Origin of the sequence: Streptomyces spiroverticillatus (assembly GCA_014650415.1) — a bacterium.
Classification (GTDB): domain Bacteria; phylum Actinomycetota; class Actinomycetes; order Streptomycetales; family Streptomycetaceae; genus Streptomyces; species Streptomyces spiroverticillatus.
Genome location: BMUX01000008.1, coordinates 58,626 through 81,613 on the forward strand (window position 1 = coordinate 58,626; position 22,988 = coordinate 81,613).

The following is a 22,988-nucleotide window of genomic DNA, read 5'->3' on the forward strand; positions in this document are numbered from 1 at the left end:
GCGGCCGAGGCGTGGGCCTCAGGTGCGCTCCGGGATCGTCGCGTCGTGGACTGTCGTCAGGTCGGCGAGGCCCGAGATGGTCAGGACCGGGGTCAGGAGCGGGGTGGCGATCAGGCTGACGTGGTCGGCGTGGGCGAACAGGACGCTCAGGCCCGCGCTGTCCAGGTAGTCGACGGCCGTCAGATCGAGGACCAGGGGCCGTCCCGCCGTCTTCTCCAGGGCTTCGGCGAGGGTGGCGCTGTTGCTCATGTCGACCTCGCCCGAGGCCGTCAGCAGGGCGGTGCCGTCCGGGCGGTGGCCGGCAGTGAGCGTGAGCGGTGTCGTCATCAGGAGATCCTCGCGTGCATTTCGACGGTGGTGCCGGACGGGCCGGGGGTGATGGTGACCTGCTGCATCATGGCGCGCATCAGGGTCACGCCGCGCCCCCGGTGCGGGTTCGACTCCGGGGCCGGGGTCTTCCAGCGGCCCGAGTCGGCGACGCTCAGGCGCAGCGTGTCGACCAGGGCCTCGGCACGGAGGCGGACCGTGTCACCCGGGGTGTTCAGGTGTCCGTGCCCGTGCTCGACGGCGTTCGCGCAGGCCTCACCGGCCGCGACCAGGACTCCCTGGAGCAGCTGCGGGGGCAGCTCGCACGCGGTCAGCCAGCTGCGCAACGCCTTGCGTACCGGGGCCAGTTGGGAGGACTCGGCGGGGAAGGTCACCTCCAGCGGGGCGGGGTGGCGGTAGAGGAGGAGCGCCACGTCGTCGTCGTAACCCCCGGCGGGTGCCAGGCGCGACATGACCTGTGAGGCGAGGTCGTCGACCGCGGTGTCCCGGCCCTCCTGGACGGCCGCGCCCGCCTGGTGGATGCCGTCCATGAGCGGGCGGCGCCGCCGTTCGACCAGGCCGTCGGTGTAGAGGAGGAGGGTGGACCGTGCGGGCATCGTGCAGTCCGCCTCCGGGCGCGGATGGCCCGGGCGCACCGCCAGCGGCGTCGAACGGCCCGCGTCGAGGAGACGGGTGTCGCCGTCCGGGTGGGCCAGGATGCCCGGCGGGTGTCCGGCGCTGGAGTAGGTGAGACGGCCGGTGTCCGGGTCGAGCACCCCGCAGAAGACGGTCGTGCACAGGGCGCCCGGGATGCCGGCGGCGAAGTGGTCCAGCGCCATGAGCGTACGGGAAGGATTGGCGTCCTGGAGCAGCAACGCCCGGCAGGCGCTGCGGAGTTGGCCCATGACGGCGGCCGCCTGGAGGCCGCGGCCCACGCAGTCGCCGACCACGATGCCGATGCGCCCGTCGGGCAGGGCGACCGTGTCGTACCAGTCGCCGCCGACCTCCAGGGGCTGGGTCGCGGGTTCGTACCGTACGGCGAAACCGTCGGGGAGCCGGGACGGGCCGAGGATGGCGCGTTGCAGCGCGATGGCGGTCTCGCGCTGCTGGTCGATCTGGTGGACCCGGGACAGGCCCTGGGCCAGGCGCCCGGCGAGCAGGGACAGCAGGAGCTGGTCCTCGCCGGTGAACTGGCGACGCCCGCCCAGGTCGATCCACAGGGCCAGCTGCCCCTCCGGGTGCTCCAGCAGGATGCCGGCCCCGGCGCGGTCGGCGAGCGGGGACAGCAGGGGGCGTTCGCGCAGGTCGGTCAGGGCCTGGCGGCGGTCTCCCGTCAGGTGCTCCCAGCGGGGGGCCTGCCCGGTGCCGGTGAGTTCGGGCTCGTCGCCGCCCGTGAAGACCGCGGCCAGCACACCCTCCGCCCGCCACAGTTCGCGCAGTTCGTCCAGCGCGCCCGCGAGGGCGTCCGGCAGGTTCGCGGCCTGCGACAGGCAGGTGCTCAGGGAGCCGAGGGCACTCTCGCGCTGGATGGCGTAGTGCTCGGCGGTGACGTCGCGGAACGTGCCGACGGTGACGCGCTTGCCGGTGTCCGGGTCCTGCGCCCGGTTGAAGGTGGCGGTGGCCCACAGCCTATGACCGTCACGGTGGTTGACGGGGATGGTGTAGCTGCCCTTGGACTGCCCCTGCAGGGTGTCGAAGGCCTCCGTGACCTGCCGGTGCGCCACCGGGTCGACGTCCGGGTCCGGCCACCACGGGTGCGTCGGTGCGTACGGCAGACCCTGCGGACCGTACCCGAGGATGTCGGCGAACGCCGCGTTGATCTCGATGACCGCGCCGTCCTCGTCGCAGACGAAGAACGCCTCCTGGAGCGAGTCCACCAGCGCCGTGCGCCAGCGGGCGTGGTGGGTGCGCATCCGCGCCAGCTCCACGTTCGCCCGTACGCGCGCCAGCAGTTCGGCCGCGGCGAACGGCTTGACGAGATAGTCGTCGGCCCCCGACTCCAGCCCCTCGATGGACGCCTCCTGCCCCGCCCGCGCGGACAGCAGGAGTACCGGCACGGCCGCCGTACGAGGTTCGGTGCGCAGCGCCCTGACCAGCGCGAGCCCGTCCAGGCGGGGCATCATCACATCGCTGACCACCAGGTCCGGCGGCGAATCGGTGACGGCCCGCAGGGCGTCCATCCCGTCGCCCACGGCACTCACCCGGTAGCCCGCCCCGCGCAGCAGACGCGTCAGGTAGTCGCGCATGTCGGCGTTGTCGTCGGCGACCAGCACCCGGGCCGGGGCCGGCCCGCCGGAGGAGGCGGACACGGGCGCGCTGGGCGTGTCCGGGGCGGGCTCCCGTACCTCGCTGTCCTCCGCAGGCAGCCACCGCTGGGCCTCCTGGAGGTATGGATCGGCGGCGGCCGACGGGCCCTCGCCGGCCGGGGCGGAGGCGAGGGATTCTGCGGGCAGGTGAGCGCTGCCGTACGGAATCCGCAGGGTGAAGAGGGTGCCCTCGCCCTCGGTGCTCTCGGCGGTGATCGTGCCGCCGTGCAGCGCGACCAGCTCCCTGACCAGGGCGAGCCCGATGCCGCTGCCCTCGTTGGAGCGGGCGCGGGCGTTCTCGATGCGGTGGAAGCGCTCGAAGAGCTTGGGCACCTCGGCGGCCGGGACGCCGATCCCGGTGTCGGCGACGGTCACCACCGCATGGTCGCCGTCCGCCCGTACCCGTACCGCGATCGAACCGTCGAAGGTGAACTTCAGCGCGTTGCTGAGCAGATTGAGGACGACCTTCTCCCACAGGCCCCGGTCCAGGAAGACCGGCTCGTCCAGCGGCGGACAGTCCACGTCGAAGCCCAGCCCCGCCCGCTCGACCGCCGACCGGAACAGGCTCGACAGCTCCGCCGTCACCGACGCCAGATCGACCGGCGCATAACGGGCCTGCATGCGCCCCGCCTCGATGCGGGAGAAGTCGAGCAGCGTGTTGACCAGCTTGCTCAGCCGCAGACCGTTGCGGTGTACGGCGTCCAGCTCCTCCCGCACCTGCGGCTCGGCCTGCGCCAACTGGCCGCGCAGCTCCTCCACCGGGCCCATGATCAGGGTCAGCGGGGTGCGGAACTCATGGCTGATGTTGGAGAAGAAGGTGGTCTTGGCCCGGTCCAGCTCGGCCAGCTCCTCCGCCCGCCGCTGCTGCGCCTGATAGCTGCGGGCCCCGGCGATGCCCGCCGCGACATGCCCGGCGACCAGTTCCAGGAACGCGCGGTAGCCCGCGTCCAGCGGCCGGAACCGGTTCAGGGCCGCCACCAGGAATCCGTACGGAGTGCCGCCCTGCTGCAACAGCGGTGCCACCAGAGCCTGTTGGGGCGGCTGCGGCCAGGCGCCGGTCGGCAGGGAGGCCAGCGGCCCGGAGCCCAGCTCCACCACCGCCGAATCGCCCCGGGCGGGCGCGGCCACCGGCCACACCGGGTCGGGGGCGTCCGCCGCGAGGAGGGGCGGGGCCGCCGGATGGCCGGCCCCGATGCCGGTCGCACCGGCGAGCCGCGCCGACCCGTCCTCCGCGAACAGGTACGTCAGCGTGAACGGCAGGTCGCGCAGATTCCGGCCGAGCTGCCCGCCGATGAAGGCCAGCATCTCCTGCTCGGTGCGGGCCACGCTCGGGTCGGAGCCCAGATCGCGCAGGGTCGCCATCTGCCGCTCGCCGATGACCCGCTCGGTGTCCTCGCTGACCACGCAGAGCATGCCGACGACGCTGCCGTCGTCATTGCGCAGGGGGCTGTACGAGAAGGTGTGGTACGACTCCTCCGGGTACCCCGACCGCTCCAGGACCAGCATCAGCGCCTCGTCCCAGGTCGCCTGGCCGGTGGCCATCACGGTGTCGATCCTGGGGCCGATGTCGTCCCAGATCTCCGCCCACACCTCGCTGGCCGGACGGCCGAGGGCCCAGGGGTACTTGGTGCCCAGGGTGTTCTTCCGGTAGGCGGCGTTGCAGAAGAAGGTCAGCTCCGGGCCCCAGGCCATCCACATCGAGAACCGGGACGACAGCAGGATGCTCACCGCCGTGCGCAGGCTCTGCGGCCAGGACTCGGGCGGGCCGACCGCGGTCGACGCCCAGTCCACGGCGGCGAGGTCGCGACCCACCTCGTCGTCGGCGGCGAAAACGCCGGGGCCTGCGGGAACTTCGTGACCTTCCGTGGCAGGACCCTCGATGTGCGTCACCGGACACCCCTCTTTCTTCACTGTGGACCATAGGAGAAATCCGCACACCGGGCCGGAGGATGTGAGGATACTGCGAACATTGACCGCTGGTGCAGGGCGGTGGGGGTGACCGGGTTGGACGCTGGGCCCCCGGTACTTCCCGGCGATGCGGGTAAGGGAGTCAGCGACGACGCCGCGCCCTCGCTCTGCCCGCCCTTTGTCCCGCCCTTTGTCCCACCCCTTGTCGTGCCCGCACAGGAGAACCGGTGAACAACTCAGCTCTGACCGTCACCCGAACCGCCCACGCCTCCGGCGCCACGGTCCTCACTGTGGCCGGAGAGCTGGACCACCACACCGCGAGCGAACTCACGGACACGTTGCGGCACACGCCGTTCGGGCCGAGAACGCCCGTGGTGATCGACCTCTCCGAGCTGTCCTACTGCGACTCGACCGGGATCACGGTGCTGATCAGGGCCTACAACCAGGCCAACGAGACCGGCTCCCGCCTCTTCCTGGCCGGGCTGCGGCCGGACCTGGCCCACGTCTTCGGCATCGTCGGCCTCGACCAGGTCTTCACGTTCCGCCCGACGGTGCAGGAGGCACTGGCGGGGCTGGCGTCGTGAGGGCCGGCTGAGCGGGCCCCGGAGCGCCGCGGCGATCATGGTTGTTAGCCTCGGAGGATGACTGCCACGTTCGACGAAGCTGTCCGCTCCCGACTGGAAGCCCCTCACATCTGGTACGTCGGAACGGTGTTCGCAGACGGAGCACCGCAGGTGAGCCCGATGTGGGTGGACCTGGAGGGCGAGAACGAGCTCTCCTTCAACACCTCCGTGGGCCGCGTCAAGGAGGAGAACCTCCGCCGCGACCCCCGCGTCTACCTCTCCCACGCAGACGCCGACAACCCCTTCGACCGCGTCCAGATCAGCGGAGAGGTGGTGCGGTTCGTCGAGGGGCAGGAGGCGCACGACCACATGGACCGGCTGGCGCGGAAGTACCTGGGCAGCGACCGCTTCGAGTGGACCATGCCCGGCGAGGAGCGCGTCGCGGTGATCGTGCGCCCGCTCAAGGTCCGCCACATCGTGGGCGTCGAACGCTTCCGCCCCGGCGGCCCCGTACCCGCCCCCTGAGCCCGCCTCACCCTCCCGGGGCGACCAGCCCCGATTCGTACGCCGCGATGACCGCCTGGGCCCGGTCCCGCACGGCCAGCTTGTCGAAGATGCTGGTGATGTGGTTCTTGACCGTGGAGAGGCTGAGGCCCAGGGTGCGGGAGATGTCGGAGTTGTCCAGGCCGGTGGCGATCAGACGCCACACCTCCACTTCGCGCGGGGTGAGCAGGTCGTGACCCGTGCGCGGGGGCGGCGGCGGTGCGCTGTGCGGTCCGCGTACGTATGTCGAGATCAGCCGGGTGAGCAGGCGCGGGGCCACGACCGCCTCCCCCGTGTGCACGGTGCGGATCGCCGCCGCCAGGTCCTCCGGGGAGCTGTCCTTGGGCAGGAAGCCGTGGGCCCCGGCGCGCAGCGCGCCCACCACGTACTCGTCCATGTCGAAGGTGCTCAGCGCCAGCACCCGGCAGCCGGGCAGCTCGGCGGCGAGCCGTTCCGTGGCGGCGACGCCGTCCAGGACGGGCATCCGGATGTCCATCACGACGACGTCCGGCCGCAGTTGGTGGGCGAGCGCGACGGCCTGCGCCCCGTCCTCGGCCTCGCCGACCACCTCGAAGCCGGGGTCGGGGGAGAGGATCAGCGAGAGCCCACGCCGGACCAGCGGCTGGTCGTCCGCGATCAGGACGGTGACGGGTGTCGGCGACGGGGTGGGTTCGGTCATTCGTGCAGCTCCTGCTGAGAGGTCGTCACATCATTGATCACGTCCGGTAGTTCGACGTACACGTGGAATCCTCCCTCGTGGTGCGGGCCCGCGCTCAGGCTCCCGCCGTGCAGTGCGACCCGCTCGCGCATCCCGACGAGCCCGTAGCCCGGCACTCCGTCGCGCGCCGTCTCGCCCGTGCCGTCGTCCCGTACCTCCACGACGACCGACTCGCTCCCGTACGTCAGCCGTACGGTCGCCCGTGAAGCTCCGGCGTGCTTGCGGGTGTTGGTGAGTGCCTCCTGTACGACGCGGAACAGCGTCAGGGCGACCGTCGGCGGCAGTGGGCGGGACGGCCCTTCGGTCGCGAACTCGGTCGGCAGTCCAGCTGCGCGGGACTCGTCGACCAGGGCGGGGAGGTCGGCGACGCCCGGCTGCGGCAGGGCGGGCGTCGACTCGGGCTCGTCGTCGGCGCGCAGTACGTCCAGGAGTTGGCGCATCTCATTGAGGGCGAGCCGTCCCGAGGACTCCAGGGTGACGAGGGCCTCGCGGGCCACCTCGGGCCGGGCGAGGTTGGCGCGGGCCCCGCCCGCCATGAGCTGCATGGTGGTAAGGTGGTGGGCCACGATGTCGTGCAACTCCCGTGCGATGCGGCGGCGTTCCTCGGCGACGGCCCGGTCGGCGAGGAGCTGCCGGTTGGCGGCGACCTCGCGCTGCCAGCGGTTGACCGCGAGCGCGGTGCCGACGACGAGCGCGACGGTCAGGGGCGGGGAGACGAGGTGCTGCCACTCCGGTACGCGGCCGCCGCTCTGGCTTGCGAGTGTCACCACCACGGTCGCGAACGCCGCCCACGCGGTCGTCCACCCGGGGCGGGCCCGCGCGACGGTGTAGAGGGCGACCACCAGGACCGCCCCGAAGTGATGCGGCAGCGGTACGGTCACGGCTGCCACCGCGTCGAGCAGCAGCGCGGCGGCGAAGGCGAGGACCGGTTTGCGCCGCCGGGCGAGGAGGGGCAGCGCACCGAGGGCGACGAGCAGGAAGCCGGCGGCGTTCACGCGGTGGGTGGTGCCGGGGTCGTCGAAGAACACGTAACTGAGCAGGTTCAGGACACAGGCCCCGCCGGTCACGAGAGCGTCGTTGCGGGACCACGGCTGGTCGGTGGCCTCGGTGCTGGCCGCGCTGCCGGTGCTGCCGGTGCGGGCGGTGACCCCGGTGTGCTCGGGCCTGGTTGTCTTGGCGCTCTGCGTGCCTTCGGCACGCTCAGTGCCCCCCGCCTCGCCGTCCCTGGCCTCCGCACCCTCGTGGCCGGCCCGCTCTCGCCCGTCGGCCGGGTCCCCGGATCGCTTCCTCGGCATGTACGTACCCCCCGCATTCGGCCTCGCAGCCCCGGGCACAGCCTCGCACAGTGCGCCCTCGGCCCCTGACCAGGCCAAGTGCGGGAGTAGGACCACGGTCCCAGGCGGCCGCCCCCGGCAGGACCCTGCTCCCCGTGCCGGATCGTCCGGTGTCACGACGACCGGGGCCGCAGCGGCTGATGGTCTGGGAACGGCCCGGGAAACCCCGGCCGCCGCCCGTCCCGAGCCGTCCGCCGGAGGACCTTGTGATCCGCGCCCTGACCGGGTACGCCACCCGCCACCCCTGGAAGGTCATCGCCCTGTGGGCCGTGCTCGGCATCGTGCTGAGCGCCCTGGTCCCCACCCTGATGTCCCGCGTCACCCAGCACAGCACCGGCGACTTCCTGCCCCGTACCTACGACTCGGCCGCCGCCCTGCACCTCGCGCGGGAGAAGTTCGGCGAGGACCCCGATGCCACGCTCGTGACCGTCCTCGTCGCCCGCGAGGACGGCAAGCCCCTCGCCTCCGCCGACCGCAAGCGCATCGAGCAGGGGGCGAAGGAGTTGAGCGGGCGGCGGGTGGTGATGCCCGTCGAGGACGACATGCCGAGGTTTCTCGTCCCCGACCGCTCGCAGACGCCCGCCGTCGCCCCCGCGACCACCGCGCCCGACGGCCGCTTCGCCCTGCTGTCCGTACGGCTCACGGGCAGCCCGTCCGACACCGGCGTGCAGGGCGTCTACCGCACCTTCCGCGACGACGCCCGTGGACACTTCGCCGAGGCGGGCCTGCGCACCGGATTCACCGGCGGCCTCGCCGAACTGGTCGACACGACCGACGACCACGAGACCGCCACCACCGTCGGCGGCATCCTCGTCACTGTCCTGATCATCCTGCTCAACGTGCTGGCCTTCCGCAGCGTCCTCGCGGCCGTGCTGCCGCTGCTCGCGGTCGCCCTGATCGGCGGAGTGGCCGCGGGCGCCGTCGTCGGGGCCGCGCTGCTCTCCGGCCGCAAGCTCGACGCTGGCACCCCCGGGCTCATCAACGTCGTCCTGCTCGGCATCGGCATCGACTACCTCCTCTTCCTCCTCTTCCGGTACCGGGAGCACCTGCGGGAGAGGCCGACGCAGGACGCCCGCGAGGCGGCCGCGCAGGTCTCAGGCCGGGTGGGCACCGCGATCACCTCGGCGGCGCTGACGATCGTCGCCGCGTTCGCCACGCTCGGCCTGGCGACCTTCGGCCAGTTCCGCTCGATGGGCCCGGCGATCGCCGTCGCCGTCCTGGTGATGCTCCTGGGCAGCCTCACCCTGATGCCCGCGCTGCTGGCCGCCGCCGGGCGGAAAATGTTCTGGCCGTCCAAGGCCCTCAAGCGCACGCCGGTCGCGGGCCGGGCCGCCCGCTTCGGCGAACTCGTCACCGGGCGGCCGCTGTTGATGCTGGCCGCCTCCGCCGCCCTGCTCGCCGCGCTCTCCGCCGGACTGATCGGCATCCGCATGGACTACGGACGGGACGCGTCCGGATCCACCACCCGCGCCGCCGCCACCGCCGCCGAGATCTCCCGCACACTCCCCGCGGGCGTGTCCGACCCGACGTCCGTGTACGTCACCGCCGACGACGGCAGCACCCTCGCCCCCGCCCGGCTGCACGGCCTCGCCCGCGCGCTCGCCGAGGTCGACGGCGTCGGCAAGACCGCACCCACCGTCCTCAGCCAGGACCGCCGAGCCGCCCGCATCGACCTCTACCCGACCGCCGACCCGCAGAGCCAACAGGCCCGCGACCTGGTCTCTGGTCCGATACGCGAGGCAGCCGCCCGGCACACGCCCGCAGGGACGACCGCCGTCGTCGGCGGCACGGCGGCGGTCTTCGCCGACGTCGCGACCGCCGTCGGCCACGACCTCCGGATCGTCTTCCCGGTCGCCGCCGCCCTGATCACGCTGATCCTGCTGCTGCTCCTGCGCAGCCTGCTGGCCCCCGTGGTCCTGATGCTCGCCGTCGGCGCCGGCTTCGCCGCCACCCTGGGCGCCGCCGCCCTGCTCTTCCAACGCGCCCTGGGCGAACCTGGCGTGGACTTCACCCTGCCGCTGGTGCTCTTCCTCTTCGTCGTCGCCCTGGGCACCGACTACAACATCCTGATCGCCGACCGGATCCGGGAGGAGATGCGGCGGCCCACAACCGCCCGCACCGCCGTCGCCCGCGCCCTGCGGCACACGACACCGGCCGTCGCCACCGCAGGGCTGGTCCTGGCGGGCTCCTTCGCGACGCTCGCCGCCACGCCGGGCAGCGCGCAGATCGCGTTCGCGATGACGCTCGGCATCCTGCTCTCCGCGCTGGTCCTCGCGCTGGTCGTGGTCCCCGCCCTCGCTGCTCTGCTCGGCCGCGCCCTGTGGTGGCCGCTGCGCCCGGCGCCGGTCCAGGACGGCCGCGCCCGACACCGTACGACCGAAGCGGAGCCGGTACATCCGGGGTCCGGGGTCTACGGGAAAGGAGAGGCGACCGTCTCCCGCTGAGGGTTACGGTGTGCGGGCCGACCGGCGAGGAGAAGAGGGCACATGCGGGCCGATCAGCGAACACGGGCCGTGGAGGCGGCAGTTGGGATCGCCGCCTCGCTGGGGCTGGACGCCGAGGACGTGACCGTACTCAACGACTCCAACAAGCTCGCGCTGCGGCTGCTGCCCTGCGACGTGCTCGCCCGGGTGGCGCCCGTCGCCGAACAGGTCGCGGAGTTCGAGGTCGACCTCGCGCAGCGGCTCCGGGCGGCCGGCGCCCCGGTGGCCGCGCCCGACCCTCGGGTCGGGCCCCGGGCGTACGAGAAGGATGGCTTCGTCGTCACCCTGTGGACGTACTACGAGTCCGTGGGGGAGCCGGTTGCCCCGGCCGCGTACGCCGACGCGCTCGCGCGGCTGCACGCCGGGATGCGGGCGGTGGACATGGCGGCGCCGCACTGCACGGACCGGGTCGCGGAGGCCGTGCAGATCGTGGAGGACCGGGCGCTCAGCCCTGAACTGGCCGACGTGGACAGGCAGTTGCTCGCGGATACGTTGCGGAGTGCCGCCCGGCGCGTCGCCGGGACCGGGCAGCTGCTGCACGGGGAACCGCACCCCGGGAACGTCCTGAACACGCGCGACGGTGTCGTCTTCATCGACCTGGAGACGTGCTGCCGGGGGCCCGTCGAGTTCGACCTCGCGCACGCCCCCGAGGAGGTCGGTGCGGCGTACCCGGGGGCCGACGCGGGCCTGCTGCGGGAGTGCCGGGTGCTGGTGACGGCGATGGTCACCGCGTGGCGGTGGGACCGGAACGACCAGTTCCCCGACGGGCGGCGGATGGGCAGGGAGTGGCTGGAGCGGGTCCGGGCGGCGGTCGGGGCGGGTCCGGCGTCGGGCGCGTAGGAACCCCCGTGGGGGCGATTCCTGCGCCAGGCGCGCAGGAACCCCGCTGCGGGCGGGCCCCGCGTCAGGCGCGTAGGAACGCCAGCACCGCCAGGACGCGCCGGTGGCCCTCGGTGTTCGCCGGGAGGTCCAGCTTGGTGAAGATGCTGCCGATATGCTTGTTCACGGCCGCGTCGCTGACGAACAGCTGGGCGGCGATGGTGGAGTTGGAGCGGCCCTCCGCGACCAGGCCGAGCACCTCGCGCTCGCGGGGGCTGAGCCGCTCCAGGGGGTCCTTCCGCAGTCGTACGAGCTGCTGGATCACTTCGTGGTCGACGACCGTGCCACCGGCGGCGATCCGGTCGACGGCGCTCATGAAGTCGGCGACCGCGCCCACCCGCTCCTTGAGCAGATAGCCGACGCCCTGGCCGCCGCCGGAGTCCAACAGGCCCAGCGCGTACGACCGTTCCACGTACTGGCTCAGGACGAGCACGGGCAGGCCGGGCATCTCCTCGCGCAGCCGCACCGCCGATTTGAGGCCGTCGTCCGTCAGGGTCGGCGGCATGCGGACGTCCGTGACGACCAGGTCGGGGCGTTCGGCGCGTACGGCGGCCTCCAGTGCGTCCGCGTCGCCGACCGACGCCACCACCTCGTGCCCGACCCGCTGCAAGAGCCCCACCAGGCCCTCGCGCAGCAGGACGGCGTCATCCGCCACGATCAGGCGAAGCGACAAGGGACCTCCACGTGCAGCAGGGTGGGACCACCGACCGGACTCGACACCCGCATCCGGCCCTGGAGCGCCGAGACCCGGTCGGCGAGCCCGGTGATGCCGGTGCCCGCGTCGGGGTCCACGCCGCCGTGGCCGTCGTCGGTGATGTCGAGGATCAACACGTCGGCATGGTAACGGCCTTGCACCCGGGCGCTGGTGGCACCACTGTGCTTGGCGATGTTCGTCATGGCCTCGTTGATCAGGTAGTACAGGGTCGACTCCAGCTTGCGGGGCAGCCGTCCGGGGAGCGACAGGTCGACGGTGACGGGTATCGGGAAACGGCCCGCGTAGTCCTCGACGGCGGCGACGAGACCGTGGTCGGCCAGGACGGGCGGATTGAGGCCCCGGATGAGGGACCGCAACTCCTGGTGCGCGGTGGAGAGCTGGGTTTCCGCCTGGGTGAGGAGCTCGGCCTGCGGGGAGCCGTCGGGTGTGTCGAGGCGCAGCATGCCGAGGGTCATTCCGAGGGAGACGAGGTGCTGCTGCGCGCCGTCGTGCAGGTCGCGTTCGATGCGGGTTCGTTCGGCGTCGAAGGAGTCGAGGAATCGTGCCTGCGAGGCGCGGACCTCCCGTAGTTCCTCCTGGAGTTCCAGGTCGCGCGGGGCGAGGAAGGTGCGGGTCATGGCGGCCCGCGCACCTGCCCAGGAGGTCACCGTGTACGGGGAGGCCAGCAGCACGAACGCGCCGAAGACCGTCCAGGGCCAGGTCTCCGCGTCCGTCGCCTCGAAGAGCACTCCGGGCAGAGCGAAGCAGAACCCCAGCACCAGCAGGTCCAGCCACCACAGGGCGGTGGCCGAGACCAGTGTGAACGCCACCTCGCGCCAGGACACCGGCTCCTTGAGTCGGTGGGACACCCAGGCCCTGAGACCGGCCTCGGCCGGGGGCCGGTGCGGATCGGGCACGGGGTCGAGGTCCACCAGGCGCAGCCTGCGGCGCTCCGCCGAGGCCACCCAGGTCGAGGCCAGGACCAGACCGGCGAGGACGGCGACACCGACCAGCACCGTCAGCAGCGCGATCCCGGCCGCGAGCACCAGGGCGAACACCGCGACGACGGCCGCCCCGAAGAGCACGCCCGCCGCCAGATAGGCCAGGGACCGCCAGGGCCACGCCGAGGTAAGAAAGCCCAAGGGGCGCTGGGCCATGGCCTGCCAGGCCGTCGTGGGTCGCATGTGAGCACGGTAGCCGGGGAGTCGGGGCGGGCGGCCGGTGGCCCTCGGGGGCGACATCCGGGTGCGTGGGGCGGGAGCACGCGCGTGGGGCGAGGCGTTCACGCCGCATGACCAGCTGATTGACCGGCCCGGGCCTCGCGCTCCTGATCGTGGTGCCGCTGTTCCTGCTGGCGGCCCTGCGGAAGGCCGCCCAGGTGGCCCAGGGCCGAGGGCTGCTGCCGGGCCGGCTCCGGGAGAGCGGCTTCGGCAGTCGCGGGGCGGGCGCGACGGCCACCGAGGAACTGCACGCCCTCATCCACCCCAGCAAGCGGGTGCAGTTGGAGCAGCGCCGAATACAGCTGGTCCTGCGGGACGACGAACAGGACGGTGCGCCGAAGAAGACCGGCATCGACCTCGACTCGGGCACCGCGCACATCAGGAAGCGGTGACGGCCGGACGGCCCCAGGGCGGGGCCGGCGCCGATCGGTGAGTGTCATGCCGCCGACGGTCGCAGCTGTCCGCGACAGTCGCCCCTCACTCTTTCCCCTCACCCTTCGTCCACGGGATGCTTCGCACCGGACGGGTCCTCCCTGCCCGTGACGTACTCCGTCCAGATGCGCTGCGGGAAGACGTTCCCGCGGCCCGAGTCGGGGCCGCCCACGCCCTGCATTCCCAGGAGTTGGGGCGTGTCCGGCTTCGTGCGGAACATGGTGACGGCGGTGGTCGTGTCCTGCGCGTGGCCGACGAACCAGGCCGAGCGCATCCGGTCGCCCTCGCCCGTCGTGCCCGCCGAGATCGCGCGCAGGTCCGGGCTGGAGAGCGCTTCGAGCTGGCGGTCGCGGGTCAGCGCGTTCCAGGCGACCGCGCTCAGCGCCGAGTTGACGTTGTTCGCCACCTCGGTGTCCATCGCGCGCTGCGGCACCGGCTTCTCGAAGCCCTCGACCTCCTCGCCGTCCCGGGTCACCCCGGTCACCGCGTACGGTTCGGCCCGCAGGCCCCGGTTGGAGAAGGCGGTGTACGCGTTCGCCATCCGCACCGCGCTCGGCGTGGACGTGCCCAGCGGAAAGGACTTGTCCAGGCGGGCCAGGCTCGATTCGTGCAGGCCCGCCCGGACCGCGAGTTCCTTGACCTTGTCCAGCCCGACGTGCTTGGCGAGCTGGGTGTAGGTGGCGTTGCCCTGCTTCTGGAGGGCGTCGTACAAGGTAGTGGGCCGTGCGCCCCGGTCGGCGCGCACCCCCGGCGTACCCACGGGCACCCCGCCCACGGCGACCTTCACCAGCCGCCCCGAGGGGTCGAAGCCGCTCTCCAGGGTGACCGCGTCGTCGTACTGGAGGCCCGCCGCGAGGACGAACGGCTTGAAGGCGGACCCCACCGGCACGCCCGCCGTGTCCGCGTTGTTCACGAAGCGCGTGACCGCGTCGGCCCCGCCGTACACCGCCACCACCGCCCCGTCCGCCCGCACGGACGCCGCGCCGACCTCCACGTGCCGATCCTCCGCGCGCTTCTTCGGGTCGAGGTCGCGGTCGCGGACCTTGCGCACCGCGTGCTCCAGCGCCCGTACCTTCGCCTTGTCGAAGGTGGTGTGCACCTTGTAGCCGCCCCGGGCCAGGTCCTTGTCGGTCAGGCCGGACCGTTTCTTCACGTACTTGTTGGCGATGTCCACCAGATAGCCGGTCTGCCCGCCGAGACTGGTCGGCTTGGCGGTCCTGCGGGGCTCCGGGAACTCCTGGTACGTGTCCCGCTCGGCCCGGGTCATCGCCCCGGTCTCCACCTGCCGGTCCAGGATCCACTTCCAGCGCTCGACCGCCCGCGCGTGATTGCCGCCGCCGCCCGCGGGGTCGTACTCCTCCGCCCCCTTCAACAGTGCGGCGAGCAGGGCCGCCTGGCTGGGGTTGAGGTCCTTGGCGGGGATGCCGTAGTACGCGTGGGCGGCGGCCTGGATGCCGTTGGCGCCGCGCCCGAACCAACTGGTGTTCAAGTACCCCTGGAGGATCTCCTCCTTGCTGCGCTGGTTGCTCAGCTTCAGCGAGATGAAGAACTCCCTCACCTTCCGCTTCGCCGACTGCTCCTGGCTGAGGTATGTGTTCTTCACGTACTGCTGCGTGATCGTCGAACCGCCTTGGGTTTCACCCCCCTTGACGATGCTCAGGGCGGCGCGGCCGATGCCCTTCAGGGAGACTCCGGAGTCCTCGTAGAAGGTCTCGTTCTCGGCGGCGACGACCGCGTGCTCCACGGAGTCGGGTATGTCGGCGAGGGTGACGTTCTGCCGGTTGACCGCGCCGACGCTCACCATCTGGCTGTTGTCCGCCCAGTAGTAGACGGTGCCCTGCCGGCGGGCCTCGGCGTTCTCGTCCGGGATCTCCACGGACACGTACACCACCACGAACGCCCCGGCCAGCGCCGCGCACCCGGCCAGTGCCCCGCCGCCCGTCTGCCGCCACGAGGGCACCCAGCGGCGCCATCCGCTGCGGCCCTTGCGGGGGTAGTCGACACGCGGGACACGAAGGCGGATGGGGCGTCGAGCCATGCGGGGGGTCAGCTCCTCGTTCACGGTCCCGCACCGGCGCGGTGCGGACTTGTGAGAGGAGATGTTCCGTTTCCCGATCCGGTTGTCTCCCAAGGTCGTTTTCTCACACGGCCGTTCGGCGTGTGCGCGGTACGTTCGACACCTGCGGCGAGCTGCCCGGCCCCGGCCGCCCCGCCCGGTACGGTCCGCGCTCCGGCTTCGGCGGCGCGCAGCCGACGATCGTCCTGCTGCCCGGCGACGAGCCGTGGCCGGACACGCACCGGTTGCACCTCGACGTCAACCCCACCGAGCGCGACCCGGTCTGAGAGTCCTTCGCCGCTTCACGTCGTCAGCTGCGACGCTGCGACGTCGAGCTGCCGGTGAGGTGGGCGGTGTCGCCCAGGGTGGTCAGTTGGCGGTTGTGGAAGAAGTCGTCCTCGTGGAGCGTGGTGATGCTGCCGGACGGGGCGCGGAAGCTGACGTGGTCGGCCGAGGCGAGGGGCACCTTGATCCAGGCAGCGATCACGAAGGTGATGGAGCCGCCGTGGGTCACCACGATCTGGTGGGCGCAGGGGCCGGCCAGGATCGCGTCCGTGGCTTCGTAGAGGCGGCGGGCCCAGGCGAGTTTGGTCTCGGAGCCCGGCACGCCCTCGTCGTGGTCCATCCGCTCGCCGGTGGGCGGCGGCGGGACGAAGCGGCGGTCGAGCCACTCCTGCGGGCGGCCTCCCGCCTCTCCGTAGGACTTCTCGCGCAGGCGGGGGTCCAGGTGTGGTTTCACGTGAAACAGTGCGGCGATCGCGTCGGCCGTCTCGCGGGTGCGGTGCAGGTCCGAGGAGTGGACTTCGACCTCGGTGTCCTCCGGGATCCGGTCCCGTAGCGCACGGGCGATGGCGTCGGCGGCGCGGAGCCCCGCAGGGGTCAGGTGCGAGTCGTGCCAGCCGCCGACGACGCCCTCGACGTGATGGGTCGCTTCGGGATGGGTGACGACGTACAGGGTGCGCATGAGGTTCCTCGGGGTGGCGATGCGGGCGGGCCGTGCGGTGGCCCGCCCACATCATGCGGCCGTGTCAGTCATTCAGGAGCGCCGCCAGTGCGTCGGCCGGGTCCTGGTGAGGGGCGGCGCTCGGCCACCACTCGCCGGACTCCAGGCGGTAGGGGTACCAGCGGGCGTCGTGGCCGTAGCGGAGCTGGAGGCCCCGGGCGGTGAGGGTCAGGCGGTTGTCCGTGAGGTCCAGGGGCGGCAGTTCGTCCTCCGCCCAGTCCGCGGCGAGCGTGGTGCGGGCCCGGGCGAGGTCCTGGTGGGGCGGGGTCCAGGGGGTTTCCAGGATGTCGAGGCCGAGGAGGCCGCCGTACTGCCAGGCCCGGACCGCCCGGTCGAACCGTTCGGGCGCGTCGGACGCCTCCCGGAGGCGTGCGGCGGCCCGTGGGTCCGGGTGCGTGGCGGCGATCCGTACCGCGTCCTGCCAGGCGTCCAGGGGGACGGGCGGCGACGGGCGGAAGCCGTGCAGGTGGGCGAGGAGCTCCCGGGCCCGGGCCGCCGCGTCGGCGACGAGCGGGGCCAGGGGGTCGGACTCGATGCCGCCCGACGCCGGTTCCGATCGGCGGGCGGAGGGGCCGGGGAGGGGCGGGAGCGGTGGCAGGGGGGTCGGGGTGGTGGCGTAGGCGTCCTGGGCGGGGGTGCCGTCGGGGAGTGGGGCCGGTGTGGTGTCTTCTTCGTCGTCCGCGCCGGTCAGTGCCTGCATGAGGAGGGCGGACTTCAGGTCGTCCTGGGCCTGGTGCAGGTCCCGTCCCCGGACGAGGAGGAGCAGGGAGGGGTCTTGGTCCAGGAGCCAGGACGCCTGGTAGCAGAGTGCCGCCGCGTGCGAGCACGGGTCCTCGAACTCGTCGCAGCCGCAGTCCCCTTCGAGGTCCCCGTAGCCGGGGAGGAGTCGTACGCGGGCGTCTTCGGAGGCTTCGAGGAGGTCGGGGGAGAGAGTGCCGGAGAGGAAGTCCGACAGGACGGAGGGGTGTTCCGTGACGCGCTCCCACAGGCGGTCCCACTCGTCCTCGGTCAGCTCCGTGAAGGTGACCGAGGTGGTGAAGGAGGTCTCGCCGTCGTACGCGTGGGCGGTGATACGGCCCGGGCTGACCGTGATCGGGCCGAGGCGGCCCGAACGGGCGTAGGAGCGGCCCGCCTTGAGGGCCTCCGTGCTGAGGGAGGTGTCCTCCACGGCCTCTGTCCAGGCCTGGCCCCACCAGGTCTGGCCCCGGGTGCGGGCGCCCTTGCGGGCGGGGAAGGCGGCGAAGCCCCGCGCGTTGTCATGTGCCTCTGCGTGTGCCGTTTCGTAGGCGTCTGCGTCGCTCATCAGGCGCTCCTCAGCTCGACCAGGTTGGCCAGTTCGTCGTTGGTCAGGTTCGACAAGGCCTGCTCGCCGGAGCCCAGGACCGCGTCCGCGAGGCCCTTCTTGGCTTCGAGGAGGGCGGCGATGCGGTCCTCGACCGTGCCCTCGGTGATCATGCGGTGGACCTGTACGGGTCGGGTCTGGCCGATGCGGTAGGCGCGGTCGGTGGCCTGGGCCTCCACGGCGGGGTTCCACCAGCGGTCGTAGTGCACGACGTGGTCGGCGCGGGTGAGGTTGAGGCCGGTGCCCGCCGCCTTCAAGGAGAGCAGGAAGACCGGGACTTCGCCGTCCTGGAAGCGGCGCACCATCTCCTCGCGACGCGGCACCGGGGTGCCGCCGTGCAGCAGCAGTGTGGGCACGCCGCGTTCGCGCAGATGCGCCTCCAGGAGTCGCGCCATGGTGACGTACTGGGTGAACACCAGGGCTGCGCCGTCCTCGGCGGTGATGGTGTCGAGCAGTTCGTCGAGCAGCTCCAGCTTCCCGGAGCGGCCGGACAGCGCGGTGTCCCCGGTCTCCTTGAGGAAGTGGGCGGGGTGGTTGCAGATCTGCTTGAGGCCCGTGAGGAGCTTGAGGACCAGGCCGCTGCGGGCGATGCCCTCCGTGGAGCGGATCTGGCCCATCACCTCGCGCACCTGGGACTCGTACAGCGCCTGCTGTTCGGCGGTGAGCGCGACCGGGCGGTCCGTCTCGGTCTTGGGCGGCAGCTCGGGCGCGATGCCCGGGTCGGACTTGCGGCGGCGCAGCAGGAAGGGGCGGACCAGCTCGGCGAGGCGCTGGGCCGTGTCGCCGTACTCGCCGCTCTCCCCGTCCGGCGGCCCGAACTCCGCCCGCTCCGCGCGTTCCGCCTCGATCGCGGCGATCCAGCGGCGGCGGAAGTGGCCGTGGCTGCCCAGGAGACCGGGCGTGGTCCAGTCGAGGAGGGACCACAGCTCGGAGAGGTTGTTCTCGACCGGCGTGCCGGACAGGGCGATCTTCGCGTCGGCGGGGATGTCGCGCAGCGCCTTCGCGGTGCCGGAGTGCGGGTTCTTGACGTGCTGGGCCTCGTCGGCGACGACCATCCGCCAGCCGTACGTGGCGAGGAGACCGGCGTCCAGGCGCATCGTGCTGTACGTGGTCAGGACGAAACCGGTGCCTTCGAGGGTGCGCCCGGGGCCGTGGTAGCGGTGCACGGGCGTGCCCGGCGCGAAGCGGTTGATCTCGCGCTGCCAGTTGCCGAGGAGAGAGGCCGGGCACACGACGAGGGTCGGGCCTGCGGTGTCCGGGTGTTCCTGGCGCAGCAGGTGCAGGGAGATGAGCTGGACGGTCTTGCCCAGGCCCATGTCGTCGGCGAGGCAGCCGCCGAGGCCGAGCGAGGTCATGCGGTCCAGCCAGCGCAGTCCGCGCAGCTGGTAGTCGCGCAGGGTCGCGTTCAGCGCGGCGGGCGGGCGCAGGGGCTCGGTGCCGCCGTCGGGATCGGCGAGACGCTCGCGCAGGGCGAGCAGCCAGGCGCTGGGGGCCACCGTGACCTGCGTACCGGCGATGTCGGTACGACCGGTCAGGGCCACGCTCAGCGCCTCGATGGCGGTCAGCGGCTTGAGGTCGCGGTCCCGGGCCCGGCGCGCGGTGTCGGCGTCGACCAGGATCCACCTCCCGCGCAGGTGCACCAGCGGCTGAGAAGCGGCGGCGACGGCGGCGGCCGTCTCGGTTTCGGTGAGCGGGTCGCCGTCCAGGGACAGCGCCCAGCGCAGGTCGACCGTGCCGTCGCCGCCGAGGAAGGAGCGCAGGTCGGAAGGGGGCGTACGGTCCGCGCCGACGACCGCGCGCACGGTCAGCGCCCGGGACGCCTCCTCCGGCCACCGGACCTCGACGCCCTGTGCGCGCAGCCGCGCCGAGGCGTCGCCCAGCAGGTCCTGGAGCTCCCGCCCGGTGAGCGTGAGCGCCCCCGGCACCGGCAGCAGCCGCGCCAGCGGGGGCCACGCCTCGGCGGCCCGCCGCACCGCGAGCACCGTGTCCGCCTGGGCGCGCGGCCCGAACCCGGCGGCATCCGCCCCGGCGAACAGCTCGGCGGCGTCGGCGGCCAGGGTGGGGTCGGCGAGGCTGGACAGGTGCGGCACCAGCAGCAGTGCGGGCTCCCGGTCGTCCTGTGCGGGGGCCACCTCCACCCGCAGCGCCATCCGGATGCCGGAATCGACCCCCGCCGACAACTCCCGCGCCCAGTCCCGGAGCTGCGGTACGTGCTGGGGCTCGACGGCGGCGAAGGCGAGCCGCCCGGCCGCCGTCGCGGCCGCCGGGGTGCGGGGCAGGGCGTCCGCGACCGCCGCGAGGAAGTCCCGTACGAGATCCTCGGCGTCCGGCAGCAGCACGGGTCCGCCCTCCGGCACCGGCACGGGGACCGCACGGGCCTCGGCGGGCAGGGCCGCGGTCAGCGCACGCATCTGCTGTACGTCGGCGAGGTCCAGCGGCCCGGCCCGCCAGGCGTCGTAGCCCCCGTCGGAGACCCCGGGCAACAGCCTCTCCCGGGCGACGAGTTGCAGTGCGAGTCCGGCGACGGCCCCCCAGAAGGCGGCGGCGGGGTGCACGGCAGTGGCCGCGGCCTCCCCGTACAGCCGGCGCGCCGCGACCAGTACCGGCAGCGCCTCCACCACCGGCAGGCGCAGCACCGGGACCTTGCGTACGGACACCGTGTCCCCGTCCCGTACCGCCATCGGTGACTCGCCGGGTTCGCCCAGCGGCAGGTCAGGCAGCGCGGTGCCGGTCGGGGACCAGAAGGTCAGGAGGCCCGTTCGGGCCGGGTCGCCGGGTTCGAAGACTGCCGCGTACCGCGCCAGCAGGTCCGCCTGCTCACCTGTCGTCCACACCATGCGTGCTTGCCCCTCGCTTCGTTCCGCCCGTACTGCCACACCCGGGAGACGTGCGGCGCACGGGGAGGGTTGTGCGGTTCGGGGCACCGGTGAAAAGTTTTTCGGGGAGGATGCCGGAACGATGTCGAGAAGCCGGGTCCCGCTCCGTCCCTGGTACGAACGCGGCCACCGAGAGCCGCACCAGCACCGAGGAGAACCGTCATGGCCAAGTACCTGATGCTCAAGCACTACCGCGGCGCCCCGGCCTGCGAGAACGACGTTCCCATGGACAAGTGGACGCCCGAGGAGATCACCGCTCACGTGCAGTACATGCGGGACTTCGCCGACCGGCTGGAGAAGAGCGGCGAATTCGTCGACGGCCAGGCGCTCGCCCCTGAGGGCACCTGGGTGCGGTACGACGGCGAGGGGCGTCCGCCGGTCACCGACGGGCCGTTCGCCGAGACCAAGGACCTCATCGCGGGCTGGATGGTCATCGACGTCGACAGCTACGAGCGCGCCGTCGAGCTGGCGGGGGAGCTGTCCGCAGCCCCCGGCGCCGGCGGGCAGCCCCTCCACGAGTGGCTGGAGCTGCGCCCCTTCCTGGCCGAGCCGCCCACGGTCACCGAATGAGCGCCACCGACCTGGACGAGGCCCTGCTGAGGGGCCTCATTCCCGGTGTGCTCGCCGCCCTCGTCCGCCGCGGAGCCGACTTCGCGGCGGCCGAGGACGCCGTACAGGAAGCCCTGCTGGAAGCGGTGCGGACCTGGCCGGACGACCCGCCGCGCGACGCGAAGGGGTGGCTGGTCACCGTCGCCTGGCGGCGCTTCCTCGACGCGACCCGTTCCGAGGCGGCCCGCCGCCGGCGGGAGGAACGCGCCGAGGAGGAGCCGGAGCAGGGCCCCGCGCCCGACGCGGACGACACCCTCCAGCTGTACTTCCTGTGCGCGCACCCCTCCCTCACCCCCTCGTCGGCGGTCGCGCTCACCCTGCGCGCCGTCGGCGGGCTCACCACCCGGCAGATCGCCGCCGCGTACCTGGTGCCGGAGGCGACGATGGCGCAACGCATCAGCCGTGCCAAGCGGACCGTCTCGGGGACGCGCCTGGACCGGCCGGGCGACGTGGCCACCGTCCTGCGCGTCCTCTACCTGGTCTTCAACGAGGGCTACTCCGGCGAACTCGACCTCGCCGCCGAGGCGATCCGCCTCACCCGGCAGCTCGCCGCCTCCGTCGACCACCCGGAGGCGGCGGGCCTGCTCGCCCTGATGCTGCTGCACCACGCCCGGCGGGACTCCCGTACCGCACCCGACGGCAGCCTCGTCCCGCTCGCCGAGCAGGACCGCAGCCGGTGGGACACCGCGGCGATTGCCGAGGGCGTACGCATCCTCCAGGCGGCGCTCGCCCGCGACCGGCTGGGCGAGTTCCAGGCACAGGCTGCCGTCGCCGCGCTGCACGCCGACGCGCAGACGGCGCTGGAGACCGACTGGGTGCAGATCGTGGAGTGGTACGACGAGCTGGCCCGGCTCACCGCCAATCCCGTCGTATGTCTCAACCGTGCCGTCGCCGTGGGCGAGGCCGACGGCCCGCAGGCCGGGCTGAAGGCCCTCGCCGAACTGGACCCCTCCCTTCCGCGGTACGCGGCCGCGGCGGCCCACCTCCATGAGCGCGCCGGGGACCTGACCACGGCGGCCGAGCTGTACGCGGAGGCCGCCCACAAGGCCCCCAACCTGGCCGAACGCGACCACCTCACCCGGCAGGCCGCCCGCCTCAACGCGGCCGGAAAGAACGGCGGATGACCACCCTCCACCTCATGGTCGGCCTGCCGGGCGCGGGCAAGACCACCCTCGCCCGCCAACTGGCCGCCGAACAGCGCGCGTTGCGCCTCACCCCCGACGAGTGGATGATCCCCCTCTTCGGCGCACCCGACGTGAACGGCCGGCGCGACGTCCTGGAGGGCCGCATGCTCGCGCTCGCCCTGGAAGCCGTACGCCTGGGCATCGACGTCGTCCTGGACTTCGGCTGCTGGTCCCGCGACGAACGCTCCGCCGTCCGCAGCCTGACCGAGGCCGCGGGCGCGGTCTTCCGCCTCGTGTACCTGCCGGTGGAACCGGCGGCGCAGCGCGCGCGGATCGACCGCCGCCGGGAGCCCGCCCTGCGCATCGGCGACGCGGAGCTCGCGCAGGCGAGGGCGCTGTTCGAGGAGCCGGACCGGGCGGAGACCGACGGCCGGGCGGTCGACAACCCGCCTGCCGGGAGTGCGAGTTGGGAGGAGTGGGCCGCCGCGCGCTGGCCCGGACTCACGCAGAACTGAGATTCGTACGCAGACGCATTCCGTAGTGCATTCCGTGCTCACCACGGAGGCGCGCGGGGGTCGCTCCGGGGGAGTCT

At 72.9% G+C, this 22,988-nt stretch carries 19 protein-coding genes; 9 read left to right on the forward strand and 10 right to left on the reverse strand.

The window, feature by feature from the left end; translation table 11 throughout:
* Window positions 1–18 precede the first annotated feature (18 nt).
* Entirely contained in the window at window positions 19–327 is a 309-nt protein-coding gene (locus IE269_RS21945) for an STAS domain-containing protein (RefSeq protein ID WP_189824789.1), read from the reverse strand.
* Window positions 327–4,310: a SpoIIE family protein phosphatase gene (locus IE269_RS21950; protein ID WP_229898103.1), complete on the reverse strand. Its 3,984-nt coding sequence runs from the start codon at window positions 4,308–4,310 to the stop codon at window positions 327–329. Before IE269_RS21950 ends, IE269_RS21945 begins: the two co-directional genes overlap by 1 nt.
* Before the next feature lie 437 nt (window positions 4,311–4,747).
* Between IE269_RS21950 and IE269_RS21955 the strand changes: the two genes are divergently transcribed.
* Together IE269_RS21955 and IE269_RS21960 are read left to right on the forward strand one after the other, a co-directional pair.
* Window positions 4,748–5,104: an STAS domain-containing protein gene (locus tag IE269_RS21955; RefSeq protein ID WP_189824790.1), complete on the forward strand. Its 357-nt coding sequence runs from the start codon at window positions 4,748–4,750 to the stop codon at window positions 5,102–5,104.
* 57 nt (window positions 5,105–5,161) lie between these two features.
* A complete protein-coding gene (locus tag IE269_RS21960) occupies window positions 5,162–5,608 on the forward strand; it encodes a TIGR03618 family F420-dependent PPOX class oxidoreductase (RefSeq protein WP_189824791.1) in 447 nt (148 codons plus the stop codon).
* Between the two features lie 7 nt (window positions 5,609–5,615).
* Here IE269_RS21960 and IE269_RS21965 read toward each other — a convergent pair whose 3' ends face one another.
* Together IE269_RS21965 and IE269_RS21970 are read right to left on the reverse strand one after the other, a co-directional pair.
* The gene (locus tag IE269_RS21965; RefSeq protein ID WP_189824792.1) at window positions 5,616–6,305 is read right to left on the reverse strand and encodes a response regulator; all 690 of its coding nucleotides are present in this window, start codon (window positions 6,303–6,305) and stop codon (window positions 5,616–5,618) included.
* Window positions 6,302–7,639, reverse strand: coding sequence for a sensor histidine kinase (locus tag IE269_RS21970; protein WP_189824793.1), 1,338 nt, complete (start codon window positions 7,637–7,639; stop codon window positions 6,302–6,304). The genes IE269_RS21965 and IE269_RS21970 overlap by 4 nt, the downstream gene beginning before the upstream one ends.
* 245 nt (window positions 7,640–7,884) lie before the next feature.
* Here IE269_RS21970 and IE269_RS21975 point away from each other — a divergent pair, with 245 nt between their 5' ends.
* Together IE269_RS21975 and IE269_RS21980 are read left to right on the forward strand one after the other, a co-directional pair.
* Complete coding sequence (locus tag IE269_RS21975; protein ID WP_189824794.1) at window positions 7,885–10,122, forward strand: MMPL family transporter; 2,238 nt, start codon at window positions 7,885–7,887, stop codon at window positions 10,120–10,122.
* Window positions 10,123–10,164: 42 nt separating this feature from the next.
* Entirely contained in the window at window positions 10,165–11,001 is an 837-nt protein-coding gene (locus IE269_RS21980; protein WP_189824795.1) for a phosphotransferase, read from the forward strand.
* Between the two features lie 64 nt (window positions 11,002–11,065).
* On the opposite strand, the gene IE269_RS21985 is transcribed toward IE269_RS21980, so the two are convergent.
* Both IE269_RS21985 and IE269_RS21990 read right to left on the reverse strand, forming a co-directional pair.
* Entirely contained in the window at window positions 11,066–11,698 is a 633-nt protein-coding gene (locus IE269_RS21985) for a response regulator transcription factor (protein ID WP_189825050.1), read from the reverse strand.
* Window positions 11,698–12,918, reverse strand: coding sequence for a sensor histidine kinase (locus IE269_RS21990; protein WP_229898055.1), 1,221 nt, complete (start codon window positions 12,916–12,918; stop codon window positions 11,698–11,700). The genes IE269_RS21985 and IE269_RS21990 overlap by 1 nt, the downstream gene beginning before the upstream one ends.
* A gap of 119 nt (window positions 12,919–13,037) precedes the next feature.
* On the opposite strand from IE269_RS21990, the gene IE269_RS21995 reads away from it, so the two are divergent.
* Complete coding sequence (locus IE269_RS21995) at window positions 13,038–13,346, forward strand: DUF6191 domain-containing protein (protein WP_189824796.1); 309 nt, start codon at window positions 13,038–13,040, stop codon at window positions 13,344–13,346.
* 98 nt (window positions 13,347–13,444) lie between these two features.
* Here the strand turns inward: IE269_RS21995 and IE269_RS22000 are convergent, their stop codons facing one another.
* On the reverse strand, window positions 13,445–15,424 hold the full coding sequence (locus IE269_RS22000) for a transglycosylase domain-containing protein (RefSeq protein WP_189824797.1): 1,980 nt from the start codon (window positions 15,422–15,424) through the stop codon (window positions 13,445–13,447).
* Window positions 15,425–15,546: 122 nt separating this feature from the next.
* Here IE269_RS22000 and IE269_RS43805 point away from each other — a divergent pair, with 122 nt between their 5' ends.
* The gene (locus tag IE269_RS43805; protein ID WP_189824798.1) at window positions 15,547–15,729 is read left to right on the forward strand and encodes a hypothetical protein; all 183 of its coding nucleotides are present in this window, start codon (window positions 15,547–15,549) and stop codon (window positions 15,727–15,729) included.
* Window positions 15,730–15,752: 23 nt separating this feature from the next.
* Here IE269_RS43805 and IE269_RS22010 read toward each other — a convergent pair whose 3' ends face one another.
* From IE269_RS22010 to IE269_RS22020, 3 genes are all read right to left on the reverse strand, one after another.
* Complete coding sequence (locus tag IE269_RS22010; protein WP_189824799.1) at window positions 15,753–16,406, reverse strand: histidine phosphatase family protein; 654 nt, start codon at window positions 16,404–16,406, stop codon at window positions 15,753–15,755.
* A 64-nt stretch (window positions 16,407–16,470) separates the two neighbouring features.
* The gene (locus IE269_RS22015; protein WP_189824800.1) at window positions 16,471–17,748 is read right to left on the reverse strand and encodes an SWIM zinc finger family protein; all 1,278 of its coding nucleotides are present in this window, start codon (window positions 17,746–17,748) and stop codon (window positions 16,471–16,473) included.
* Entirely contained in the window at window positions 17,748–20,624 is a 2,877-nt protein-coding gene (locus IE269_RS22020; protein WP_189824801.1) for a DEAD/DEAH box helicase, read from the reverse strand. Before IE269_RS22020 ends, IE269_RS22015 begins: the two co-directional genes overlap by 1 nt.
* Before the next feature lie 201 nt (window positions 20,625–20,825).
* On the opposite strand from IE269_RS22020, the gene IE269_RS22025 reads away from it, so the two are divergent.
* Genes IE269_RS22025 through IE269_RS22035 form a run of 3 tightly spaced genes read left to right on the forward strand, consistent with a single transcriptional unit; the run spans window position 20,826 to window position 22,911 of the window.
* Window positions 20,826–21,233, forward strand: a complete 408-nt coding sequence (locus IE269_RS22025; protein ID WP_189824802.1) for a YciI family protein — start codon at window positions 20,826–20,828, stop codon at window positions 21,231–21,233.
* Window positions 21,230–22,396 (forward strand): RNA polymerase sigma factor, encoded by a 1,167-nt coding sequence (locus tag IE269_RS22030; RefSeq protein WP_229898056.1) that lies wholly within the window; start codon window positions 21,230–21,232, stop codon window positions 22,394–22,396. The genes IE269_RS22025 and IE269_RS22030 overlap by 4 nt, the downstream gene beginning before the upstream one ends.
* On the forward strand, window positions 22,393–22,911 hold the full coding sequence (locus tag IE269_RS22035; RefSeq protein ID WP_189824803.1) for a P-loop nucleotide/nucleoside kinase family protein: 519 nt from the start codon (window positions 22,393–22,395) through the stop codon (window positions 22,909–22,911). The genes IE269_RS22030 and IE269_RS22035 overlap by 4 nt, the downstream gene beginning before the upstream one ends.
* Window positions 22,912–22,988 lie beyond the last annotated feature (77 nt).